General features: G+C 59.0%; 22 protein-coding genes. All 22 read left to right on the forward strand.

All coding sequences use genetic code 11. The annotated features are described in order from the left end of the window. Window positions 1-12: 12 nt before the first annotated feature. The 22 genes from AC1MEW_RS03820 (at window position 13) to icmH (ending at window position 20072) form a co-directional block, all read left to right on the forward strand. The gene (locus tag AC1MEW_RS03820) at window positions 13-288 is read left to right on the forward strand and encodes an HU family DNA-binding protein (protein WP_003213368.1); all 276 of its coding nucleotides are present in this window, start codon (window positions 13-15) and stop codon (window positions 286-288) included. Window positions 289-939: 651 nt separating this feature from the next. Beyond that, on the forward strand, window positions 940-2496 hold the full coding sequence (gene tssA, locus AC1MEW_RS03825; protein ID WP_201255077.1) for a type VI secretion system protein TssA: 1557 nt from the start codon (window positions 940-942) through the stop codon (window positions 2494-2496). A gap of 32 nt (window positions 2497-2528) precedes the next feature. Next, on the forward strand, window positions 2529-3032 hold the full coding sequence (gene tssB / locus AC1MEW_RS03830) for a type VI secretion system contractile sheath small subunit (protein WP_201199063.1): 504 nt from the start codon (window positions 2529-2531) through the stop codon (window positions 3030-3032). Between the two features lie 29 nt (window positions 3033-3061). After that, a complete protein-coding gene (tssC, locus tag AC1MEW_RS03835) occupies window positions 3062-4537 on the forward strand; it encodes a type VI secretion system contractile sheath large subunit (protein WP_201199057.1) in 1476 nt (491 codons plus the stop codon). 13 nt (window positions 4538-4550) lie between these two features. Continuing rightward, window positions 4551-4958 carry a type VI secretion system baseplate subunit TssE gene (gene tssE / locus AC1MEW_RS03840; RefSeq protein ID WP_201199052.1) on the forward strand — a complete coding sequence of 136 codons (408 nt, stop codon included), beginning with the start codon at window positions 4551-4553 and terminating at the stop codon, window positions 4956-4958. 10 nt (window positions 4959-4968) lie between these two features. Then, window positions 4969-5487 carry a PAAR domain-containing protein gene (locus AC1MEW_RS03845; protein WP_480425450.1) on the forward strand — a complete coding sequence of 173 codons (519 nt, stop codon included), beginning with the start codon at window positions 4969-4971 and terminating at the stop codon, window positions 5485-5487. After that, window positions 5480-6400, forward strand: coding sequence for a hypothetical protein (locus AC1MEW_RS03850; RefSeq protein ID WP_323570264.1), 921 nt, complete (start codon window positions 5480-5482; stop codon window positions 6398-6400). The genes AC1MEW_RS03845 and AC1MEW_RS03850 overlap by 8 nt, the downstream gene beginning before the upstream one ends. After that, complete coding sequence (locus AC1MEW_RS03855; RefSeq protein WP_201255080.1) at window positions 6397-6828, forward strand: hypothetical protein; 432 nt, start codon at window positions 6397-6399, stop codon at window positions 6826-6828. The genes AC1MEW_RS03850 and AC1MEW_RS03855 overlap by 4 nt, the downstream gene beginning before the upstream one ends. Window positions 6829-6990: 162 nt before the next feature. After that, window positions 6991-7281, forward strand: a complete 291-nt coding sequence (locus AC1MEW_RS03860; protein WP_347340435.1) for a hypothetical protein — start codon at window positions 6991-6993, stop codon at window positions 7279-7281. After that, on the forward strand, window positions 7278-7664 hold the full coding sequence (locus AC1MEW_RS03865) for a hypothetical protein (RefSeq protein WP_201255081.1): 387 nt from the start codon (window positions 7278-7280) through the stop codon (window positions 7662-7664). Before AC1MEW_RS03860 ends, AC1MEW_RS03865 begins: the two co-directional genes overlap by 4 nt. Then, window positions 7661-8056, forward strand: coding sequence for a hypothetical protein (locus AC1MEW_RS03870; RefSeq protein WP_201255082.1), 396 nt, complete (start codon window positions 7661-7663; stop codon window positions 8054-8056). The genes AC1MEW_RS03865 and AC1MEW_RS03870 overlap by 4 nt, the downstream gene beginning before the upstream one ends. Continuing rightward, window positions 8053-8274 carry a hypothetical protein gene (locus AC1MEW_RS03875; RefSeq protein WP_201255083.1) on the forward strand — a complete coding sequence of 74 codons (222 nt, stop codon included), beginning with the start codon at window positions 8053-8055 and terminating at the stop codon, window positions 8272-8274. Before AC1MEW_RS03870 ends, AC1MEW_RS03875 begins: the two co-directional genes overlap by 4 nt. Beyond that, window positions 8271-8699, forward strand: a complete 429-nt coding sequence (locus AC1MEW_RS03880) for a hypothetical protein (protein ID WP_242486225.1) — start codon at window positions 8271-8273, stop codon at window positions 8697-8699. The genes AC1MEW_RS03875 and AC1MEW_RS03880 overlap by 4 nt, the downstream gene beginning before the upstream one ends. A 24-nt stretch (window positions 8700-8723) precedes the next feature. Beyond that, a complete protein-coding gene (tssF, locus tag AC1MEW_RS03885; RefSeq protein ID WP_322269997.1) occupies window positions 8724-10511 on the forward strand; it encodes a type VI secretion system baseplate subunit TssF in 1788 nt (595 codons plus the stop codon). Next, window positions 10475-11482, forward strand: a complete 1008-nt coding sequence (gene tssG / locus AC1MEW_RS03890; protein WP_201199038.1) for a type VI secretion system baseplate subunit TssG — start codon at window positions 10475-10477, stop codon at window positions 11480-11482. The genes tssF and tssG overlap by 37 nt, the downstream gene beginning before the upstream one ends. Before the next feature lie 13 nt (window positions 11483-11495). Then, on the forward strand, window positions 11496-14150 hold the full coding sequence (gene tssH, locus AC1MEW_RS03895) for a type VI secretion system ATPase TssH (protein WP_201199029.1): 2655 nt from the start codon (window positions 11496-11498) through the stop codon (window positions 14148-14150). A gap of 10 nt (window positions 14151-14160) precedes the next feature. Beyond that, window positions 14161-15681 (forward strand): sigma-54 interaction domain-containing protein, encoded by a 1521-nt coding sequence (locus AC1MEW_RS03900; RefSeq protein ID WP_480425453.1) that lies wholly within the window; start codon window positions 14161-14163, stop codon window positions 15679-15681. Window positions 15682-15996: 315 nt separating this feature from the next. Next, on the forward strand, window positions 15997-16137 hold the full coding sequence (locus AC1MEW_RS03905) for a hypothetical protein (RefSeq protein ID WP_008030659.1): 141 nt from the start codon (window positions 15997-15999) through the stop codon (window positions 16135-16137). 17 nt (window positions 16138-16154) lie between these two features. After that, window positions 16155-17351, forward strand: coding sequence for a type VI secretion system-associated FHA domain protein TagH (tagH, locus tag AC1MEW_RS03910; RefSeq protein ID WP_480425454.1), 1197 nt, complete (start codon window positions 16155-16157; stop codon window positions 17349-17351). A gap of 5 nt (window positions 17352-17356) precedes the next feature. Next, window positions 17357-17857 (forward strand): type VI secretion system lipoprotein TssJ, encoded by a 501-nt coding sequence (gene tssJ, locus AC1MEW_RS03915; protein ID WP_201199011.1) that lies wholly within the window; start codon window positions 17357-17359, stop codon window positions 17855-17857. 2 nt (window positions 17858-17859) lie between these two features. After that, entirely contained in the window at window positions 17860-19191 is a 1332-nt protein-coding gene (gene tssK / locus AC1MEW_RS03920) for a type VI secretion system baseplate subunit TssK (RefSeq protein ID WP_201190514.1), read from the forward strand. 5 nt (window positions 19192-19196) lie between these two features. Further along, window positions 19197-20072 (forward strand): type IVB secretion system protein IcmH/DotU, encoded by an 876-nt coding sequence (gene icmH / locus AC1MEW_RS03925; protein WP_201199003.1) that lies wholly within the window; start codon window positions 19197-19199, stop codon window positions 20070-20072. Window positions 20073-20075: the final 3 nt, after the last annotated feature.

Genomic DNA, 20075 nt, shown 5'->3' on the forward strand with positions numbered 1-20075 from the left:
GGGGCTTCACTAATGCGTAAACCAGAACTCGCCGCTGCAATCGCTGAAAAAGCAGATCTCACCAAAGAGCAGGCCAACCGCGTTCTCAACGCTGTTCTCGAAGAAATTACCGGCGCTCTGCACCGCAAGGACAGCGTCACGCTGGTGGGCTTCGGTACCTTCCTGCAACGTCACCGCGGTGCCCGCACCGGCAAAAACCCGCAAACCGGTGAGCCCGTAAAAATCAAGGCCAGCAACACCGTTGCGTTCAAGCCAGGCAAGTCGTTGAAAGACAGCGTTAATCCATAATTGCGGCGAACTCCCTGAATAACGGGGAGAACCGTATTGAAAAATGGGCCTGCCGATTAAGTCGGAGGCCCATTTTTTATGGGCGTCGTTTGCTCTCTATATAAAGCACACCCGGGACGGGTTAATACACTCTGGAAACAAAGTGAATGGCCATAGTTGTCCTCGCCTTCGTTTTGTGAATTCGCCTTTATATAAAATGCCATCAGAACGATGGCACTTTTTTAATTGGCTGTTGTCGCTCGTCGCTTTGTTCATTGATGAGTGCAACCTTTCAGACATTTCCTACATTTATCATTTTTTATTCTTGTCATGCTTTGCACCTGCTTCAAGGGCTGAAGCTCCAAGGGTTATGCCGGACTTCAGGAGCCGCTCTAGGTCAATGGTTACGGGGCAGGGCGCTGGCAGATGAAATATTAAACAGAGAGCAAGGGATCCCCTGACAGATATAGGGATATCTCCTACGCAAAACAGAGAACAGTTCGTCTTGTTGTTTAATCGGATGCTTGCTAGTGGCCATCATCGTGAGTACGATGCGCCCACTTGAAAGAGCACGAACTCAATTGGATGAGACTCATCACAGCTCTTTGATACTGTCCGCCGCTGTTGGAACACCAATTGGCGTGTGACTGTAATCCTAATTAAAGGTCATGGATGTCCTACTCAAGCAAACTTTCCGCCCATTACCTTGAACTCGCAAAAGCCTCTGTTTCCAAAGAGAATTTCGCGGGCGAGGATGTTCGCTTTTCGAGCGAATATGAGGCCCTGGAAAGCGAGCTCGCCAAAGCCCAATCGATGCATGAAGCCGGTCAGATCGACTGGCTGAAAATCCGTGAAAACAGTGAAAATCTGCTGCGTACCCAGTCCAAGGATTTGCGGGTTGGCGCCTGGCTGACATGGGCGTTGTACCAGCGCGAGTCCTTCCAGGGGCTGCTGGCGGGCCTCGGTTTGCTGCACCACTTGTCGGAAAATCACTGGGCCGAAGTTCACCCGAACAAGGCTCGCACCCGCTCCGCTGCCATCAGTTGGTTGGTGCCGCGTCTTGAGCAGGTGCTGACTGAAAACGTCGCGATCAAAGAGCAGTTACCGCTGTTCCGGCAGTTGGTGGAGCACCTTGAAGGTCTCGATGCCGCTTGCACCGAACACCTGGGCGACGACGCGCCGTTGCTGCTGCCGATCTCCCGCCGCTTGAAAAACATGGTGCAGCGCGCCGCCGATAACCAGCCGGAACCCGGCGTGGTCGGTGCCGCAGTCGCCCAGGTCAAGCAGGCGGCGACGCAGTTGTTCACCCCCGGCGCGCCGATCGACAACGAGAAAGAAGCCCACAAGGCCCTGCGCGCCCAGCAGGAAAGTGCCCGCCCGTTGTGCGCCTGGTGGCTCAAGCAGAAAGCCACCGACCTGCGCGCCCTGCGCCTCAACCGCACGCTGCTGTGGTTGCCCATCGACGCGGTGCCCGAGCGCAACGCCGAGCAGATCACCGTTTTACGCGGGTTGCCGGCGGACAAGCTCAAGGCCTATCAGGACCGTTACGACCAGGCCAAATACGCGGACTTGCTGGTGGAACTGGAGGCGAGCCTGGCGAAGGCGCCGTTCTGGTTCGATGGCCAGCGAATGGTCTGGGAATGTCTCCAGGGCCTGAATGCCGAGATGGCAATGCGCGAAGTGGAAATCCACTTCGCGCTTTTGATTCAGCGCCTGCCTGGCATCATCGAATTGCGTTTCCATGACGGCGCGCCGTTTGCCGACCCGGCCACCCGCGCCTGGGTCAGCGCCAACGTCATGCCGCACCTGCAAAGCGCCAGTGCGCCGCGCAAGGTTGAAGTCGCCGACAACCAGCCGGCCTGGGAAGTGGCCCTGGAAGAAGTCCTGCCGATTTTGCGCAAGGACGGCCTCAAGGCCGCCGTGCAGATCCTCAAGCAGGGCCTGCAAGCCGCCCAAGGCGGGCGGGCGCGATTTTTCTGGCAGTTCGCCCTGGCGCGGCTGTGCTTCATGGCCAAGAAGTACGAACTGGCCAGGACCCAACTCGAAACCCTCGACCAAACATTACAGGACTCAGGCCTGAACGCCTGGGAGCCCGATCTTGCGCTGGAAGTGCTGCATTTGCTGCATAGCTGCTGCGAGTTGTTACCGCAGAACCATGCAGTGCGTGAACGCAAGGAAGAGATTTATCGCAGGCTGTGCCACCTCGATCTCGAAGTGGTACTCGAATAGGCCCCAGGGCCACAACCGCAAGGAGAAAAGCCATGGCCAAAGAAGGCTCGGTAGCCCCCAAGGAACGCATCAACGTCACCTTCAAACCTGCCACCGGTGGTGCACAGGAAGAGATCGAACTGCCGTTGAAACTACTGGCAATCGGTGACTACACCCACCGCAAGGACGAACGCAAAGTCGAAGATCGCAAGCCGATCAGCATCGACAAAATGACGTTTGACGAAGTGCTGGCCAAGCAAGAGCTGAGCCTGACGCTGAGCGTGCCGAACCGTCTTCAGGAAGAAGGCAGCACTGAAGAGCTGGGCGTGCAATTGCGCGTCAACTCGATGAAGGACTTCAACCCGGCCAGCCTGGTTGAGCAAGTGCCTGAGCTGAAAAAACTGATGGAACTGCGCGACGCGCTGGTGGCCCTCAAAGGCCCGCTGGGTAACGCGCCTGCGTTCCGCAAAGCCATCGAAGGCGTTCTCGCCGACGACGAATCCCGCGGTCGCGTACTGGGTGAGCTGGGCTTGAACGCCGCAGCCCAGGACGCCTGAGTCCTCTATCAGCCAAGGAAGCCAACACAATGAGCACTAGCGCAGCACAGCAAAAGAGCAAAGAGAGCGGCGAATACAGCATTCTCGACAGCATCATCGCCGAAACCCGCCTGACGCCGGACGACGAAGCCTACGACATCGCCAAACGCGGTGTGTCGGCGTTCATCGAAGAGCTGCTCAAGCCGCAGAACAACGGTGAGCCGGTCAAGAAGGCCATGGTCGACCGCATGATCGCCGAGATCGATGCCAAGCTCAGCCGTCAGATGGACGAAATCCTGCACCACCCGGACTTCCAGTCGCTGGAATCGTCGTGGCGTGGCCTGCAGTTGCTGGTCGATCGCACCAACTTCCGTGAAAACATCAAGATCGAAATCCTCAACGTCTCGAAAGAAGACCTGCTGGACGATTTCGAAGATTCGCCGGAAGTGATGCAGGCTGGCCTGTACAAGCACATCTACACCGCTGAATACGGTCAGTTCGGTGGTCAGCCGGTTGGCGCGATCATCGCTAACTACTACATGTCCCCAAGCTCGCCGGACGTGAAGCTGATGCAGTACGTGTCCAGCGTAGCCTGCATGTCCCACGCACCGTTCATTGCAGCTGCCGGCCCGAAATTCTTCGGCCTGGAAAGCTTCACCGGCCTGCCGGATCTGAAGGATCTGAAAGATCACTTCGAAGGCCCGCAATTCGCTAAATGGCAGAGCTTCCGTGAGTCGGAAGACTCCCGTTACGTTGGCCTGACCGTGCCGCGTTTCTTGCTGCGTAACCCGTACGATCCGGAAGAAAACCCGGTCAAATCGTTCGTGTACAAAGAAACTGTCGCCAACAGCCACGAGCACTACCTGTGGGGCAACACCGCCTACGCGTTCGGCACCAAGTTGACCGATAGCTTCGCCAAATTCCGCTGGTGCCCGAACATCATCGGCCCGCAAAGCGGTGGCGCGGTTGAAGACCTGCCGTTGCACCACTTCGAAAGCATGGGCGAAATCGAAACCAAGATTCCTACTGAGGTTCTGGTTTCCGACCGTCGTGAATACGAATTGGCCGAGGAAGGCTTCATCTCCCTGACCATGCGTAAAGGCTCCGACAACGCGGCGTTCTTCTCCGCAAGCTCGGTGCAGAAGCCGAAGTTCTTCGGCATCAGCGCAGAAGGCAAGGCAGCAGAGCTGAACTACAAGCTCGGCACCCAACTGCCGTACATGATGATCGTCAACCGCCTGGCTCACTACTTGAAAGTGCTGCAGCGCGAGCAACTCGGTTCGTGGAAAGAACGTACCGACCTCGAGCTGGAACTCAACAAGTGGATCCGCCAGTACGTGGCCGACCAGGAAAACCCAAGCGCCGAAGTCCGTGGCCGTCGTCCACTGCGCGCTGCCCAAATCATCGTCAGCGATGTTGAAGGCGAGCCTGGCTGGTACCGCGTGAGCCTGAACGTGCGTCCGCACTTCAAGTACATGGGTGCCGATTTCACCCTGTCGCTGGTTGGCAAGCTGGACAAAGAGTAAGCGGAGCTAATTCATGACTGGATACGGCAGCCTTTTCGAACGCCTGGGTGGCGACGCGGACAAACGCGTCGGCTGGAGCCGCGAGGTCTCCGCCATGGCGTCCGTGGCTGCCCATCTGGCCAAGATGCTCAGCACCCGTGCGGGCAGCGTGCAAACGCTGTCCGATTACGGGCTACCCGATCTCAATGACATGCGTCTGAGCCTGCACGACTCCCTGAGTCAGGCCCGTCTGGCCATCGAAAATTTTATCGAAGCCTACGAGCCGCGCCTGAGCAACGTGCGTGTCATTTCCCTGCCGCGTGATCACGATCAGCTTCGCCTGTCCTTCAGCATCGAAGGCCTGCTGGAAGTTGAGGGGGTCAAGCGTCAGGTCAGTTTCGCCGCGCGCCTGGATGGCAGCGGTCAAGTCAAGGTCAACTAAGGAGACTCGTATGTCCGGCAAACCCGCAGCACGCGTCACCGACCCTACCGCTTGCCCAGTCTCCGGCCACGGCACCAACCCGATCGCCGCCGGATCCGGCGACGTCTTCTTCGACGGCCTCGCGGCCGCCCGCCAAGGCGATGCCTCGGCGTGTGGTGGTGCGATGTCGGACGGGTTGGCCACGACCGTTTTGATTAACGGTAAACCGGCGGCCACCGTTGATTCCGTCGGGACTCATGGCAACAAGGTCACGGCGGGGTCCGGGACCGTGATTATTGGGAATTCGCATTCGGCGGTGCCGTTTGTGGCGCTGTTGCCGATGCCTGGAATCTTCAACGATTTTTTTGTCTTGCGGGACGATGAAGGTAATCCAATTGCAAATTATGGCTATCGAATAGAGACAGCAAACGGCGAGATTCACGAAGGTGTGACTGACGCAACAGGACACACCAAGTGCGTTACCACAGGGCGGTCATCCCAGATGCTCAAAATTTCGCTAATTACACCGGGGGGCGTGGCTCATGCCTAATCAAGCCTTATTGGCCCAAGCTCCATCAACACCTTCTCATAGTAATGAGGGGCAAGTTGTAACGGTAAAATTGGCGAAACTGGCCACTTACGAAATCAATATTCGGTCTTTTCATCCGGGTAAGAACTTCGGGTTGTTTGGCTTTTTCTTTGAAGGTGATGCGAGGAGTTATTCTTTAAAGCCAAGTGGGCTGTCAGGGGTGGCAGGTACTGAAGTAACTTCGCGAATCTGGCATAAGTTTTTTCTTAACTCGGCTATTAACGAAGTTCTTTTTGTTCAAACTGAGTCTAACGATTCCGGTATGGCGGATGGTGAGCATGTACGTTATGACGGAGAACTCAAGCCGAGAGGGGGCGGTCCGCCCTCCGTTAAAACAGAGAAAGGTGCAGTCACTACAATAGTAATTGAAGGAAAGTATGCAGGGGAGAATCATGCTTTTTATGGTTCAAAACTGGCAAAAGCTCTGACTGGCAAGACTTTTGTTCCGAGTCTTGATGTCAGCTATAAGATCACGCTGACGATCGACCGCGTTTCTAAGTACATTGATATCGCTACTCACATTAAAGGTGATGGTTTTCCAAACTGCGAGGCGTTCATTTCTGACGTCTCTGGCAAGGCAGTGTTTCTCGGTGTTCATGTTCGAAAAGGCGGTGCTGCTTGGTCCTTGCCCGGTGAGGGTGCGTACCCAATGATTGAATCGGCGATTCGCTTGGAGATTGACGATAGCGGTAATTTCAGCGGTAACTTAGGTAATGAACTGCGTAGAAAAAAGTTGAACAAAAACCGTTTGGACATGCGACCAATAACGGAGTGGAACGACTTTTTCTTGAAGTTGAATCCGAACGACGAACGATGGAAATACATCTACTTAGAGTCATTGCCAGATGCCCAAAACGAGCCTGCTGTAAAATGAATTATTCAAGCTATTTCAAGTGGGCAGTATGGATGCCTGCAATATTATTGCCGCTGTTATTTGTTGTGGATACTCTATTACCTCCTGCAACACCCATCGGAGGGTGGAAGCAGTTTCTTCATATGTTTATATTGGCGTTTGGCGTGGGCGCCTATTTCATATTTGCATTTTGGGCATCGCGAGTCATTGATCGGAAAACCGAGCGTGAAGTTGTCCGGCTCGCGTGTTGGGCTCCGGTTATCTTTATACCCTTTTATGCCGCACCGTGGTTTTTGTACGGCGTGATTTATTTAGTCAGTGGCCACTTGGCTGGTCTTAGGCTAATGGTTGAATGGTTGGCATACATACCTTATTTGTTGGTTGCGGGGTATTTCTGTTCGATTGTCACCCTGGTTATTTATCAAGTTATAAAAAGATTTTTCCGCTGAGAACTGAAGTCAGGCTCAGCACCAGCGATCGGTAGACACGAAACAAGCGAACACACACACGAATCCAATACCAGGCAGCTAGAAATGTCCTTTTACCACCACCGCCGACTTACTTCGTCCCTTCGCGCACCGTTCAGACATCCTCTGATCAAAGGACTCGCTGTGGCTGTTTCGGTTTTCGCGGTGGCTCTGGCCTGGGTGACGCCGGCATTCTCCAACGCCCTGATGTTGCTGACGGACCGGGTGAGTTTCATCCCGCGTGAATCGTCGATCTGGACCTTCGAACCCTACGAAATCAACCAGGGCTCAAGTAACTACTGGCTCTATGGCGAGGACGCGCACCGCTATTACTACTTCGTCTACACCCCCGACGAGCCTTATCGGTCAATCGCCAAGCGCAATCAGTGTGCAGGCTTCGACAAGCGCGATGTTCGCACCTGGTGCGCGACATGACGCGTTGGATGGGGGTTTGGAAATGGCTCAATCACGTGCTGAGCGCCATCGGTGTGTTGGCGATCATCGCGCTGGTGACGCTGTTCATCTCGCTGCGTCCCTCCAACCCTTCAACGCCGGTGCTGCCCGGTCACCCCGATGGGGTATGGCGTGGCGCAGAGGATGGCGGCTACTTCATCGAGATCAGCCAATCCAATCCGCCGGATTACTTCGTGCAGGTTCGATACGAGAGCGGAGATATCCAAAGCGAGGGCTGGGTGCGGTTTCAGACCCCTGATGGAAAACCGTTGACGATGGCGCGGGTCAACAGCGCCGATGGCGAATTTCTCTCTGTCGATTCGTACCTGCCCATGACTCCAGACAAAGGAGGGGCACACCAATGAACCTTCGTCCATTCATAGCGTCTGTGTTGGCAGTGGATTGCCTGTTACTGGCCGGTTGCACGACTCAACTCAAGTACATCAACGAAATCGACTTGGTGAATACCTGCGGCGTGCCGCTGCAGGTCGAACCACAGAACGCCACCAATTGGTTACCGCCGATGGCAGCGCGCACCGTCGCTCCGGGCGAGCGGGTCGCAGTCGCCAGCTACCTGTCTTATGGCGAAGACGTCGATGTACAAGTCAGTTGCAACTACTCCCTGACCGTCAAAGGATCTGAACGCACGCGCCTTGTCAGTGCTGACGACATGCGCTACGCCCTGCTTGGCGTCAAACATGAGCGCGATAGCTCTCGGCGCAGCTGGACACTCAAGGATGGAGTCTTTTGCCCATGATTGACGTATCGGAAGAGATGCGCGGCTACCTGATGTACGTAGCTGACAGTGACCTGTTCGGCGGCCTCGCGATCGTGAGCCTGCTGCTGGTGATCTCTGCCATCAGTCAACGGCTGCGCCAGTCGCGGCTACATCGCGGGCTGACGTTAATGGTCCTGATTTCACTGGTCGCGATAGAAGTCGCCGGCACCTGTTACTCCTCGGTGCGCCCGGCATGATCACTCTTGGTCGCCGCATCTTTCTGATGGCCGCCCTCTGGGTGCCGATTGTCGTGCTCGTGGTTCTGATGATTCTCGATCGGGCAGATGGGTACTCGTCTGTATCCGACTGGAAGCAATTCCTGACGATCTACGTTCTCTGGTTCGGCATCCCGTCCTATCTCGCATTTGCCACGTGGGCTACGCGAGCGCTGAGCACATTAACCGAGCGCCAGATCCTGAAGAAAATCTGGTATGCGCCGCTGACGTTCATTCCGTTTTACGCCGCGCCATGGTTGATCGGCGGACTGGCGCTTTTGCTGCTGGGGAACCTTGGTGCGTTCTCGATGATGGTGGGTTGGCTGGCTTTTTTACCGTACCTGCTCATCGCCGGCTACGTGGTTTCCGGTCTGACAGTCGCGCTCTACAGGACAGTTTTTTCATGAGATTTCATACCAGGCAGGTAACCCGTGTCCTTTAACCACTACTACCAAAGCGAACTCACCGCACTTCGCCAGTTAGGTCGTCGATTCGCCGAGCGTAGCCCGGCGTTGGCGCCTTTCCTGGGTCAGGCCGGGCGGGATCCGGACGTGGAGCGGTTGCTTGAGGGCTTCGCTTTCCTGACCGGGCGCCTGCGCCAGAAGCTTGATGACGAGCTGCCGGAGCTCAGCCATTCGCTGATGCACCTGCTGTGGCCCAACTACATGCGGCCGCTGCCGGCGTTCAGCATTTTGCAGTTTGACCCGCTGAAACGTTCGGGTCCTGCGCTGATGGTTGAGCGTGACACGCCAGTGGAAAGCGTGCCGATCGATGACGTGCGTTGCCGCTTCCGCACCTGCTACCCGACCGAAGTCTTGCCGCTGGACCTGGCTGCGCTGACGTACTCGGTGAAGGGCGACGGTTCGTTGTTGAGCTTGCGTCTGGAGATGAGTGCTGACGGTCACCTCGGCGAACTGGAGCTGAGCCGCTTGCGCCTGCACTTCGCCGGCGAGCGCTACATCAGCCAGATGCTTTACCTGAGCCTGCTGCGCAACCTGGAAGGGATCGAACTGATCCCGCTGGACGGTGCCGGCAAGCCCATCAACGGCGCCAACGGCACGCCGATGGCATTCAAGATGCCGGGCGACCGCGTGCAGCCGGTGGGTTTTGCCGAAGAAGAAGCGTTGATCCCGTATCCGCTGAACACCTTCCGCGGCTATCGCTACCTGCAAGAGTATTTCGCCTTCCAGGACAAATTTCTGTTCGTCGATATCAACGGTCTGGACCTGCTCAAGGCGCTGCCGGAAGACACCCTCAAGCAAGTGCGCGGCCTGGAGTTGCGCTTCGATATTCGTAAAAGCGGCATCCAGCGCCTGCGTCCGACCCTGGACAACGTGAAGCTGTATTGCACGCCGATCGTCAACCTGTTCAAGCACGACGCGTTGCCGATTCGTCTCGACGGCAAGCAAGACGAATACCTGTTGTTGCCGGCCGAATTCGACCTGGAAAACTGTGGCGTGTTCTCCGTGGAAACCGTTACCGGCTGGAAGCCCGGTGGCCTCGGTTATCAGGAGTACGTGCCGTTCGAATCCTTCGAGCACGACCCGAGTTTCGACGTGCCCAACAGCCGTCCGCACTACAGCATTCGCCAGCGTTCATCCTCGTTGCACGACGGCCTCGACACGTATCTGAGCTTCGGCATCCGCCACACCGAAGCCCACGAAACCCTGTCGATCGAGCTGATGTGCACCAACCAGAACCTGCCGCGCAAGCTCAAGCTCGGCGACATCAGCCAGGCCTGCGAAGAGACGCCGGAGTTCCTGAGTTTCCGCAATATCACCCCGGCTACCCCGAGCTATGCGCCGCCGCTGAACCGTGACTTCCTCTGGAAGCTGATCAGCAACATGTCGCTTAACTATCTGTCCCTGGCCGACGTCAATGCGTTGAAGGTGATTCTCGAAACCTACGACCTGCCGCGCTACTACGACCAACACGCTGAAAAAGTCAGCAAACGCCTGCTGGGCGGGCTCAAGTCGATCAAGCACCAACACGTCGATCGACTGCACCGAGGGCTGCCGGTACGCGGGTTGCGCACCGAGCTGACCATCGACCCGGAAGGGTATATCGGCGAGGGCGACCTGTTCGTTTTCGCTTCTGTTCTTAACGAGTTTTTCGCGCTTTACGCCAGTCTCAATTCGTACCACGAGCTGCGGGTAAAAAGCACACAGGGAGAGGTGTACCAATGGACACCACGTATGGGCCTTCAGCCGCTGCTTTAAGCGGGCTGACCCGAGGAATACGCGAGTACTCGCTGTTTCAGGCCGTGCTGCTGGTGGTTGACCGGCTGCGCGAGGCCCACCCGCACCTGAGCCAAGACGATTTGTACGACCAGCTGGAATTCCAGGCCAACCCGAGCCTGGGTTTCCCTGGCAGTGACGTTGATCGCGTGGAGTTTTTCACCGAGCACGGCCACCTGCGCGCGCGCCTGCGTTTCAACCTGATTGGCCTGGTCGGCTCGGGCTCGCCGCTGCCGGCGTTCTACGGCGAACAAGCCCTGGGCGACAGCGAAGACGGCAACCCGACCCGCAACTTCCTCGACCTGTTTCACCATCGCCTGCAACGGCTGATGCTGCCGATCTGGCAGAAGTACCGCTACCGCGCGAGCTTCCAGAGCGGCGCCCTCGACCCGTTTTCCTCGCAGCTGTTTGCGCTGATCGGCCTGGGTGGTGAAGAGATCCGCCGTGCTCAGGAACTGAACTGGAAACGCTTGTTGCCGTACCTCGGCTTGCTCAGCTTGCGGGCGCACTCGGCAGCGCTGATCGAAGCGGTGCTGCGTTACTACTTCAAACACGCCGAACTGACCATCGAGCAGTGCATCGAGCGTCGCGTGGAAATTCTCGAGGAGCAGCGCAATCGCCTCGGTCGCGCCAACAGCATGCTCGGCGAAGACCTGGTGATGGGCGAACACGTTCGCGACCGCAGCGGCAAGTTCCGGATTCACATCCGCGAGCTTGACTGGTTGCGCTTTCACGAATTCCTGCCGATCGGTTTCGGCTACCAGCCGCTGTGCGCGCTGGTGCGGTTCACCCTGCGTGACCCGCTCGATTACGACATTCGCCTGGTCCTGCGCCAGGAAGAAATCCGCGAACTGCGAATCGGTGAGCAGAACGCCTGTCGCCTGGGGTGGACCAGTTGGCTCGGCCGCGAAAAAGCGGACGGCGTGGTGACCCTCGGCAGCAAAATTCATTAAGGACAGATGACCCATGATCAACGTAGACCTGCAACAACTGATTCAGGCGCTGGACGCCGAAACCCGTCGTGACCTGGAAAGTTCGGCCGAACGTTGCGTCGCCCGTGGCGGTAGCAAAATCCTCGTCGAAGACCTGCTGCTGGGCTTGCTGGAGCGCCCGCAAGGCTTGCTCGCACGCGCGCTGCAAGATGCCGAAGTAGATGCCGGTGAACTGAGCGCCGCGCTGCAATCGCGGGTTGAGCACAGCGCTTCGCGCAACCCGGTGTTCGCCCCGGAACTGGTGCAATGGCTGCAAGACGCCTTGTTGGTGGCCAACCTTGAACTGGGTCAGAGCCAGGTCGAGCAAGCCGCGCTGATCCTCGCGCTGCTGCGCAACCCGATGCGCTACGCCGGCAGTCGCTACCAGTCATTGCTGGCCAAGCTGAACATCGAGCGCCTGAAAGAATTCGCCCTGTCCCAGAAAGAACAACCGGCCACCGGCAAACCGGCTGTGCCGGGTGAATCGCTGTTGCAGCGCTTCACCCACAACCTGACTCAGCAGGCTCGTGACGGCAAACTCGACCCGGTGCTGTGCCGCGATGGCGCGATTCGCCAGATGGTCGACATCCTCGCCCGTCGCCGCAAAAACAACCCGATCGTGGTCGGTGAAGCCGGCGTCGGTAAAACCGCCATCGTCGAAGGCCTGGCCTCGCGCATCGCTGCCGGTGAAGTGCCGCAAGTACTGAAAGGCGTCGAATTGCTGTCGCTGGACATGGGCCTGTTGCAGGCTGGCGCCAGCGTCAAAGGTGAATTCGAACGTCGCCTCAAAGGCGTGATCGACGAAGTCAAAGCGTCGCCAAAACCGATCATCCTGTTCATCGATGAAGCCCACACCTTGATCGGCGCGGGCGGCAATGCCGGCGGTTCCGACGCGGCCAACCTGCTCAAGCCAGCCCTGGCCCGTGGCGAGTTGCGCACCATCGCTGCGACCACTTGGGCGGAGTACAAGAAATACTTCGAAAAAGACCCGGCCCTGGCCCGTCGTTTCCAACCAGTGCAACTGCACGAACCGACCGTCAGCGAAGCGGTGACCATCCTCCGTGGCCTGGCTCAGGTCTACGAGAAGAGCCATGGCATCTACCTGCGCGATGACGCAGTGGTCGCCGCGGCCGAATTGTCGGCGCGCTACCTCGCTGGCCGTCAACTGCCGGACAAAGCTGTCGACGTACTCGACACCGCCTGCGCCCGCGTCCGCATCAGCCTCGCCGCTGCCCCGGAAAGCCTGGAACGCCTGCGTGGCGAACTGGCTGAAGGTGGCCGTCAGCGTCAGGCCCTGCGTCGTGATGCCGAGGCTGGTCTGTTGATCGATCACGAAGCGCTGGACGCTTTGGAAGATCGTTTGGCCGAAGCTGAAGACGAAATGGTCGCGCTGGAAGCGCTGTGGACCGAACAGAAAGAACTCGCCGAGCGCCTGCTGGACCTGCGTCAGCAACTGGCCAAGGCTCGTGAGGCTGCCGCTGTCGAACCAACCGTCACGGTAGAAGAAGACGCCGAAGGCACCGTGATTGAAACCCTCGAAGTGCCGGTGGATGAAGCGCAAAGCGTTGAAACCCTGGAAGCCGCACTCAACGAAACGCACAAAGCCCTGACCGAGTTGCAAGTCAAAGAGCGGCTGGTGAGCTTCGAAGTGTGCCCGCGTCTGGTAGCCGAAGTGATCAGCGCCTGGACCGGTGTGCCATTGGCGCAACTGGCTCGTGAGCACAACGCCAAGGTTGCGAGCTTCGCCACCGACCTGCGCACCCGCATCCGGGGTCAGGAACAAGCGGTTCACGCGCTGGATCGCTCGATGCGCGCCACCGCCGCCGGCCTGAACAAACCTGATGCACCGGTTGGCGTGTTCCTGCTGGTCGGCCCGAGTGGCGTCGGCAAGACCGAAACCGCGCTGGCCCTCGCGGACTTGTTGTACGGCGGTGATCGTTTCATCACCACTATCAACATGTCCGAATTCCAGGAGAAGCACACCGTGTCGCGCCTGATCGGTGCACCGCCAGGCTACGTTGGTTACGGCGAGGGCGGCATGCTCACCGAAGCCGTGCGGCAGAAACCGTACTCGGTGGTCTTGCTCGATGAAGTCGAAAAAGCCGATCCGGACGTGCTCAACCTGTTCTACCAAATCTTCGATAAAGGCGTGGCCAACGACGGGGAAGGGCGCGAGATCGACTTCCGCAACACGTTGATCCTGATGACTTCGAACCTGGGCAGCGACCGCATCGCCGAACTCTGCGAAAACGGTGCACGGCCATCGGCTGAAGTGCTCGAAGAAACCATTCGCCCGGTGCTGAGCAAGCACTTCAAACCGGCGCTGCTGGCGCGGATGCGTGTGGTGCCTTACTACCCGGTGGGTGGCCCGGTGCTGCGCGAGCTGATCGAAATAAAACTCGGCCGTTTGGGCGAGCGCCTGAACCGTCGTCAGCTCGACTTCTCGTACTGCCAGAACCTCGTCGATCACTTGGCCGAACGCTGCACCCAAAGCGACAGCGGCGCGCGCCTGATCGACCACTTGCTGGACCTGCACGTGCTGCCGCTGGTGGCCGACCGCTTGCTCGACGCGATGGCCACCGGCGAAAGCCTCAAGCGCGTTCACGCAACGCTCGACGGCAACGCCAGCGTGATCTGCGAGTTCGCCTGAGGTGGGTGTGATGTTCACTCGAGTGCCGCAACCACTGGTCTATGCCGAAGCCTTGCTGGCGCAGTTCGCCAGCCTGTCGCGGGCGGCGGACGGTGCTGCGTTGCTGGGTGACTTCGTGCGCGGTTTGGCCGAGCTCAGCGGTTGCGAGTTGACCCAGTTGTACCTGCTGGACGCGACTCACACGTGCCTGGGGATGAATGCCGAGTGCCTCAACGGCAGTCTGCAACCCCGGGAGTCGGCGAGCTTGTCGGCGGATTACAACGGTGAGCAATTATTGCAATTCGCCCTGTGCCAGAACCGCGTGGTCTGCCTCAGTGAATTGAGCGGCAGCCTGCACGAAACCTCGTTCCTGCCGAACCAGGCCACGCCATGGCAGTCGTTGCTGTGCGTGCCTTTGGTTAATCAGCAGAAGGCCGTTGAAGGTCTGCTGCTGTGCGCCAGTCACCGGGACATCGACCTGCACGGCTTTGCCGATTCTCTCGGGCAACTCGGTTCGTTCGTGCTGGGGCAACTGCACCTGTTGCAACGTTTGCGCCGGCCCATGAATGAAGTGCTGCCGAGCCCGGTCAGCGTTCCGAGCATCAGCGGCTACGGCTTGATCGGCAAAAGTGCGGCCATGCGCCAGACCTATTCGCTGATCAGCAAAGTCCTGCACAGCCCATACACCGTGCTGCTGCGCGGTGAAACCGGCACTGGCAAGGAAGTCGTTGCCCGGGCGATTCACGATTGCGGGCCGCGCCGTTCCCAGGCGTTCATCGTGCAGAACTGCGCGGCGTTCCCTGAGAACCTGCTGGAAAGTGAACTGTTCGGCTACCGCAAAGGCGCGTTCACCGGTGCTGATCGTGACCGCGCCGGTCTGTTCGATGCGGCCAATGGCGGCACCTTGCTGCTCGATGAAATCGGCGACATGCCGTTGTCCCTGCAAGCCAAGTTGTTGCGCGTGTTGCAGGAAGGCGAAATCCGCCCGTTGGGTTCCAACGACACTCACAAGATCGACGTGCGCATCATTGCTGCGACTCACCGGGATTTGGCGGTGCTGGTCAGCGAAGGCAAATTCCGCGAGGACTTGTACTATCGCCTCGCGCAATTCCCTATCGAGTTACCGGCCTTGCGTCATCGCGAAGGCGACATTCTCGACCTGGCCCGGCACTTCGCCGACAAGGCTTGCTCGTTCTTGCAACGGGACGCGGTGCGTTGGTCCGAGGCGGCGCTGGATCACCTGTCCGGCTACGCCTTTCCGGGCAACGTGCGCGAACTCAAAGGTCTGGTCGAAAGGGCCGTGCTGCTGTGCGAGGGCGGCGAGTTGCTGGCCGAGCATTTTTCCCTGCGCATGGAAGCGATGCCGGAAGACAACAGCGGCTTGAACCTGCGCGAACGTCTGGAGCAGGTTGAACGCAGTCTGCTGCTCGATTGCCTGCGAAAAAACGACGGCAACCAGACCCTCGCCGCCCGCGAATTAGGGCTGCCACGCCGCACGTTGCTCTACCGCCTCGGGCGCCTGAATATCAATTTGGGTGATTTCGATGGTTAACCCAACGGCCATTCCTGCGTTGAACGCGCTCCTTGTGGTGAGCGGATTCCCTGTGGCGAGGGGGTTTACCCCCGTTCGGCTGCGCAGCAGTCGCCATCCAGTAAATGCAGTTTGCCTGAATAAACTGGGTAGTCAGTTTTGGGGCCGCTTCGCGACCCAACGGGGGCAAGCCCCCTCGCCACAAAGGGTCACCTCAATACAGGTGTTCGGCTTAAAGCCATTGGCTAGAGCCTCCCAATCCACCTCATTCGCTTCCAACAGCGCCGCCCGAAAGGGTCGGCGCTTTGTACTTTGTCTACCCCTGGAGACCCTCTGATGTCTGTTCGTCACTGGCAAGCCGTCCTGCTGACCCTCGTCGTTCTATGCGGCCTCGGCGGCTGTAGCGGCAATTACAAATTCAACGACAACACCTATCGCCCATTGGGTGATCCGCAGGCGGTCAATCGCGGCAAGTGACCGCAAGGAGCATCATCATGGAACTGGTTTTCGAAATGCTGAACACCAAGCAATTCGTGCCCACGGATTTGTGCCAGAAGACCTTCAAACAGGCCGGCGGCGTGATTGGTCGGGGTGAGGATTGCGACTGGATCATTCCGGACCGCAAGCGTCACCTGTCCAACCATCACGCGTTGATCAGCTACCGCGAAGGCACGTTTTACCTGACCGATACCAGCAGCAACGGTATCCAGGACAGCGAAAGCGGCGCGCGCTTGCGCAAGGGCGAAGCCATGCGCATCGAGCACGGCAGTGTCTACGTGCTGGGTGATTTCGAGATCCGTGCGCGGCTGGTCCGCGACCCGGCGACCTTCGACGTGGAAGTCGGCCGTCCGCAGGCGGCGGGCAGCATCATTCCTGATGATGCGTTCCTCGACCTCGACCCGCTGAACGCCCTCGATCAGCAAGAGCGCGTGTACTCGGAAATCGACGAACTGATCTCCCCGCGCAACGCGCCCGAAGATACTCGTCAACGCGCCGACTACGCGCGTATCGACATGGAAAGCCTGATGGTCCCGGAGCTGATCGACGCCCCGGCCGAACCCGCGCCAGCCCCGGCGCCGAAAGCGGTCGAGCGTCAGAGCGACGGTTTCTGGGAGCACTTTGGTGCAGCGCTGGGCGTGGACCTCAAAGGCCTCGACCATGATGCCCGCGAAGCCCTGGCCCTGAACGCCGCGCGCCTGCTCAAGCAAAGCGTTGGTGGTTTGCAGCAGAGCCTGCGTACCCGCAGCGAGTTGAAAAACGAACTGCGCCTGGCCCAGACCATCGTCCAGGGCAACAACAAAAACCCGCTTAAATTCGCCGTTGATGCCGGTGAAGCGCTGGGCATTTTGTTGCAGCCGAACAAGCCGGGCCAGTTGCCGGCCGAGCAAGCGATCTCCCGTTCGTTCCGCGATTTGCAAGCGCACCAGGTGGCCTTGCTGACCGCCAGCCGAGCAGCGGTTCGCGGCACGCTGGAGCACTTCTCGCCCGAGCAGTTGACCTTGCGTTTTGAACGCGACAACAAACCGATCCTGGCCACTTCCGGCAGCCGCTGGAGAGCTTACGGGCGTTATCACCAGGCCCTGCGTCAGGACGATGACTGGAGCGAGCGCCTGCTGGCCCGCGACTTCGCCCAGGCCTACGAAGAACAGATCCGCCTGATTTCCACCCTTCACACCGACCACCAAGGATGATGCGCATGTCTCGCTGCTCGACCGCTTTTTTCAAGACGCTGACAGCGCTGGCTGCCCTGGTGCTGCTGGCCGGCTGCTCGTCGCTGTCGCCGTATTCCACTGTGACCAAACTCAACCTGAAGCTGACCGCCAGCGATCAGTTGAACCCGGACCTTAACGGTCGTCCGTCGCCAATCGTCGTGCGCCTGTTTGAACTCAAGCACCCGGTGGCCTTCGAGAACGCGGACTTCTTCAGCCTGTACGAGCGCGCCAAGGAATCCCTGGCCCCGGACATGGTCGCCACCGAAGAGCTGGAACTGCGTCCGGGCGAAACCGTCGAGCTCAAGCTCAGCGTGGAAGAGGGCAGCCGCTACGTTGGCGTGCTCGCCGCCTATCGCGACCTGCCGGAAACCAAATGGCGCTACACGGTGCAAATCACCCCGGTGGCCCTCACCGAGGCTGATCTGACCCTCGACCAGTCCGGCATCCGCAACACCAATGAAACGCTCGCCAAGGCGGTTGACTGATCATGAACTCCCATAAAGTCATTTGGCAGGAAGGCATGCTGCTGCGGCCGCAGCACTTCCAGCACAACGATCGTTACTACGACCACCAGATGAAGACCCGCACCCAGTTGTTGGGCAGCTACACCTGGGGCTTCCTGAACCTGGACATCGACTTGCAGTTCCTCAACATGGGCAAACTGGTGATCAGCCAGGCCTCGGGGATTCTGCCGGACGGCAGCCTGTTCGAACTGGGTGGCAACACCGAACCGTTGGCCCTGGACGTGCCGCCGAACACCGGCAACACGCCGATCTACCTGGCGCTGCCGCTGGTCACCGGCAACCACATTGAGTCCCGTCGCCCGGAGCAATCCGATGTGCTGGCGCGCTACACCGCGTATGACGCGGAAGTGGCCGACTCCAACGCCGGCGACGACTCTGCCAGCCAAGTCAGTTGCGCCCGCCCGGATTTCAAGCTGTTGCTTGGCGAGCAGCAGAGCGACCAGGCCTACGTGAAGCTGAAGATCTGCGAAGTGCTCGACACCACGCCCGACGGCGTGATCAGCCTCGACCCGGACTTTGTGCCGACCTACATTCAGGCGCATTCCTCCAGCTACTTGCTGTCGTGCCTCAAAGAAGTCATCAGCATGCTCGGCCACCGGGGCGACACCATCGCCGACCGGATCCGCTCCAACGGCAAGGTCGGTGGCGCGGAAGTCGGCGACTTCATGATGCTGCAACTGATCAACCGCACCGAACTGCTGCTGCGCCACTATTTGGGCCTGGAGCAAGTTCACCCGGAAGAGTTGTACCGCACGCTGCTGACCATGCTCGGTGATCTGGCGACCTTCTCCAGCGACAGCAAACGCCCGCGCCTGGACAGCCGTTACCAGCACAGCGACCAGGGCGCGAGCTTCCGCAAGCTGATGGAAGCGATTCGTCAGGTGCTGTCGATGGTGCTCGAACAGCACGCCATCGAACTGGTGCTGCAAGCGCGTCAGTACGGGATCATCGTTTCGCCGTTGCACGACCACAAACTGCTGGGCTCGGCGTCGTTCGTGCTGGCAGCCAGTGCCAACTGCGATTCCGAAGAACTGCGCCATCGCTTGCCGGCGCACCTCAAGGTCGGCCCGGTGGAGCGTATTCGCCAACTGGTCAACCTGCATCTGCCAGGCATCAAGGTCAAACCGTTGCCGGTGGCCCCGCGGCAGATCGCGTTCCACTCCAACAAAACCTATTTCATCCTCGAACTCAGTTCCGAAGACCTGGCGCAACTCGAGCGCTCCGGCGGCTTCGCGTTCCACGTGTCCGGCGAATTTGCCGAGCTTGAACTGAAATTCTGGGCCATCAGGAACTGATCGATATGATTAAGGACATGGAACATAACCAGGACGATAAAACCGTCCTGCTCGACCGCCAGGGCCACGGCCCTGCTTCGAGTCCGCTGACTGACTTCGCTGCTCCGCCGCGTTTCGAGCAGTTGGAAGAACGGATGATCTACGCCGCGCGCCTGCGCCCGGCCGAAGCGTTCAACATCAGCCTCAACTCGCTGGTGGCCGCCGCGTCCGATCTGCTGTCGGAAGTGGTGCGCCTCAAGCACAGCGACACCCGCGAAGACATGTACGCGCTCAACGAGCGACTGACCTCTGCGCTGAAGCTGTTTGAAGTGCGCGCGCTGCACAACGGCGCCGAAAGCAGCCAGGTGATGGCCGCCCGTTACGTGCTCTGCACCGTGGTCGACGAAGCCGTCGTGACCACACCGTGGGGCAACGAAAGTGAATGGTCGCAGATGAGCCTGCTCAGCAGCTTCCACAACGAAACCTTCGGCGGCGAGAAGTTCTTCCAGCTGCTGGATCGCCTGTCGAAAAACCCGGTCAAGCACCTGCCGATGCTGGAACTGATGTACCTGTGCCTGTCCCTGGGCTTCGAAGGCAAGTACCGCGTGCAAGCTCGCGGCATGCTCGAGCTCGAAGGCATACGCGACGCTTTGTATCGCCAGATTCGCCAACTGCGCGGCGACGTGCCACGTGAGCTGTCGCCCCATTGGGAAGGCTTGAACGATCAACGCCGCAGCCTGGTGCGCATCGTGCCGGCGTGGATGGTGGTGCTGTTCACCGTGGTCTGCCTGGTGGTGATGTATTCGGGTTTTGCCTGGGTACTGGGCGAGCAACGCGAAACCGTTCTGCAACCTTATCAGCAGCTAGATCCGGCCGCGGTCCAGCCGCTGTCGAAGCCGTAAACA

The organism is Pseudomonas sp. ASL4 (assembly GCF_056680395.1).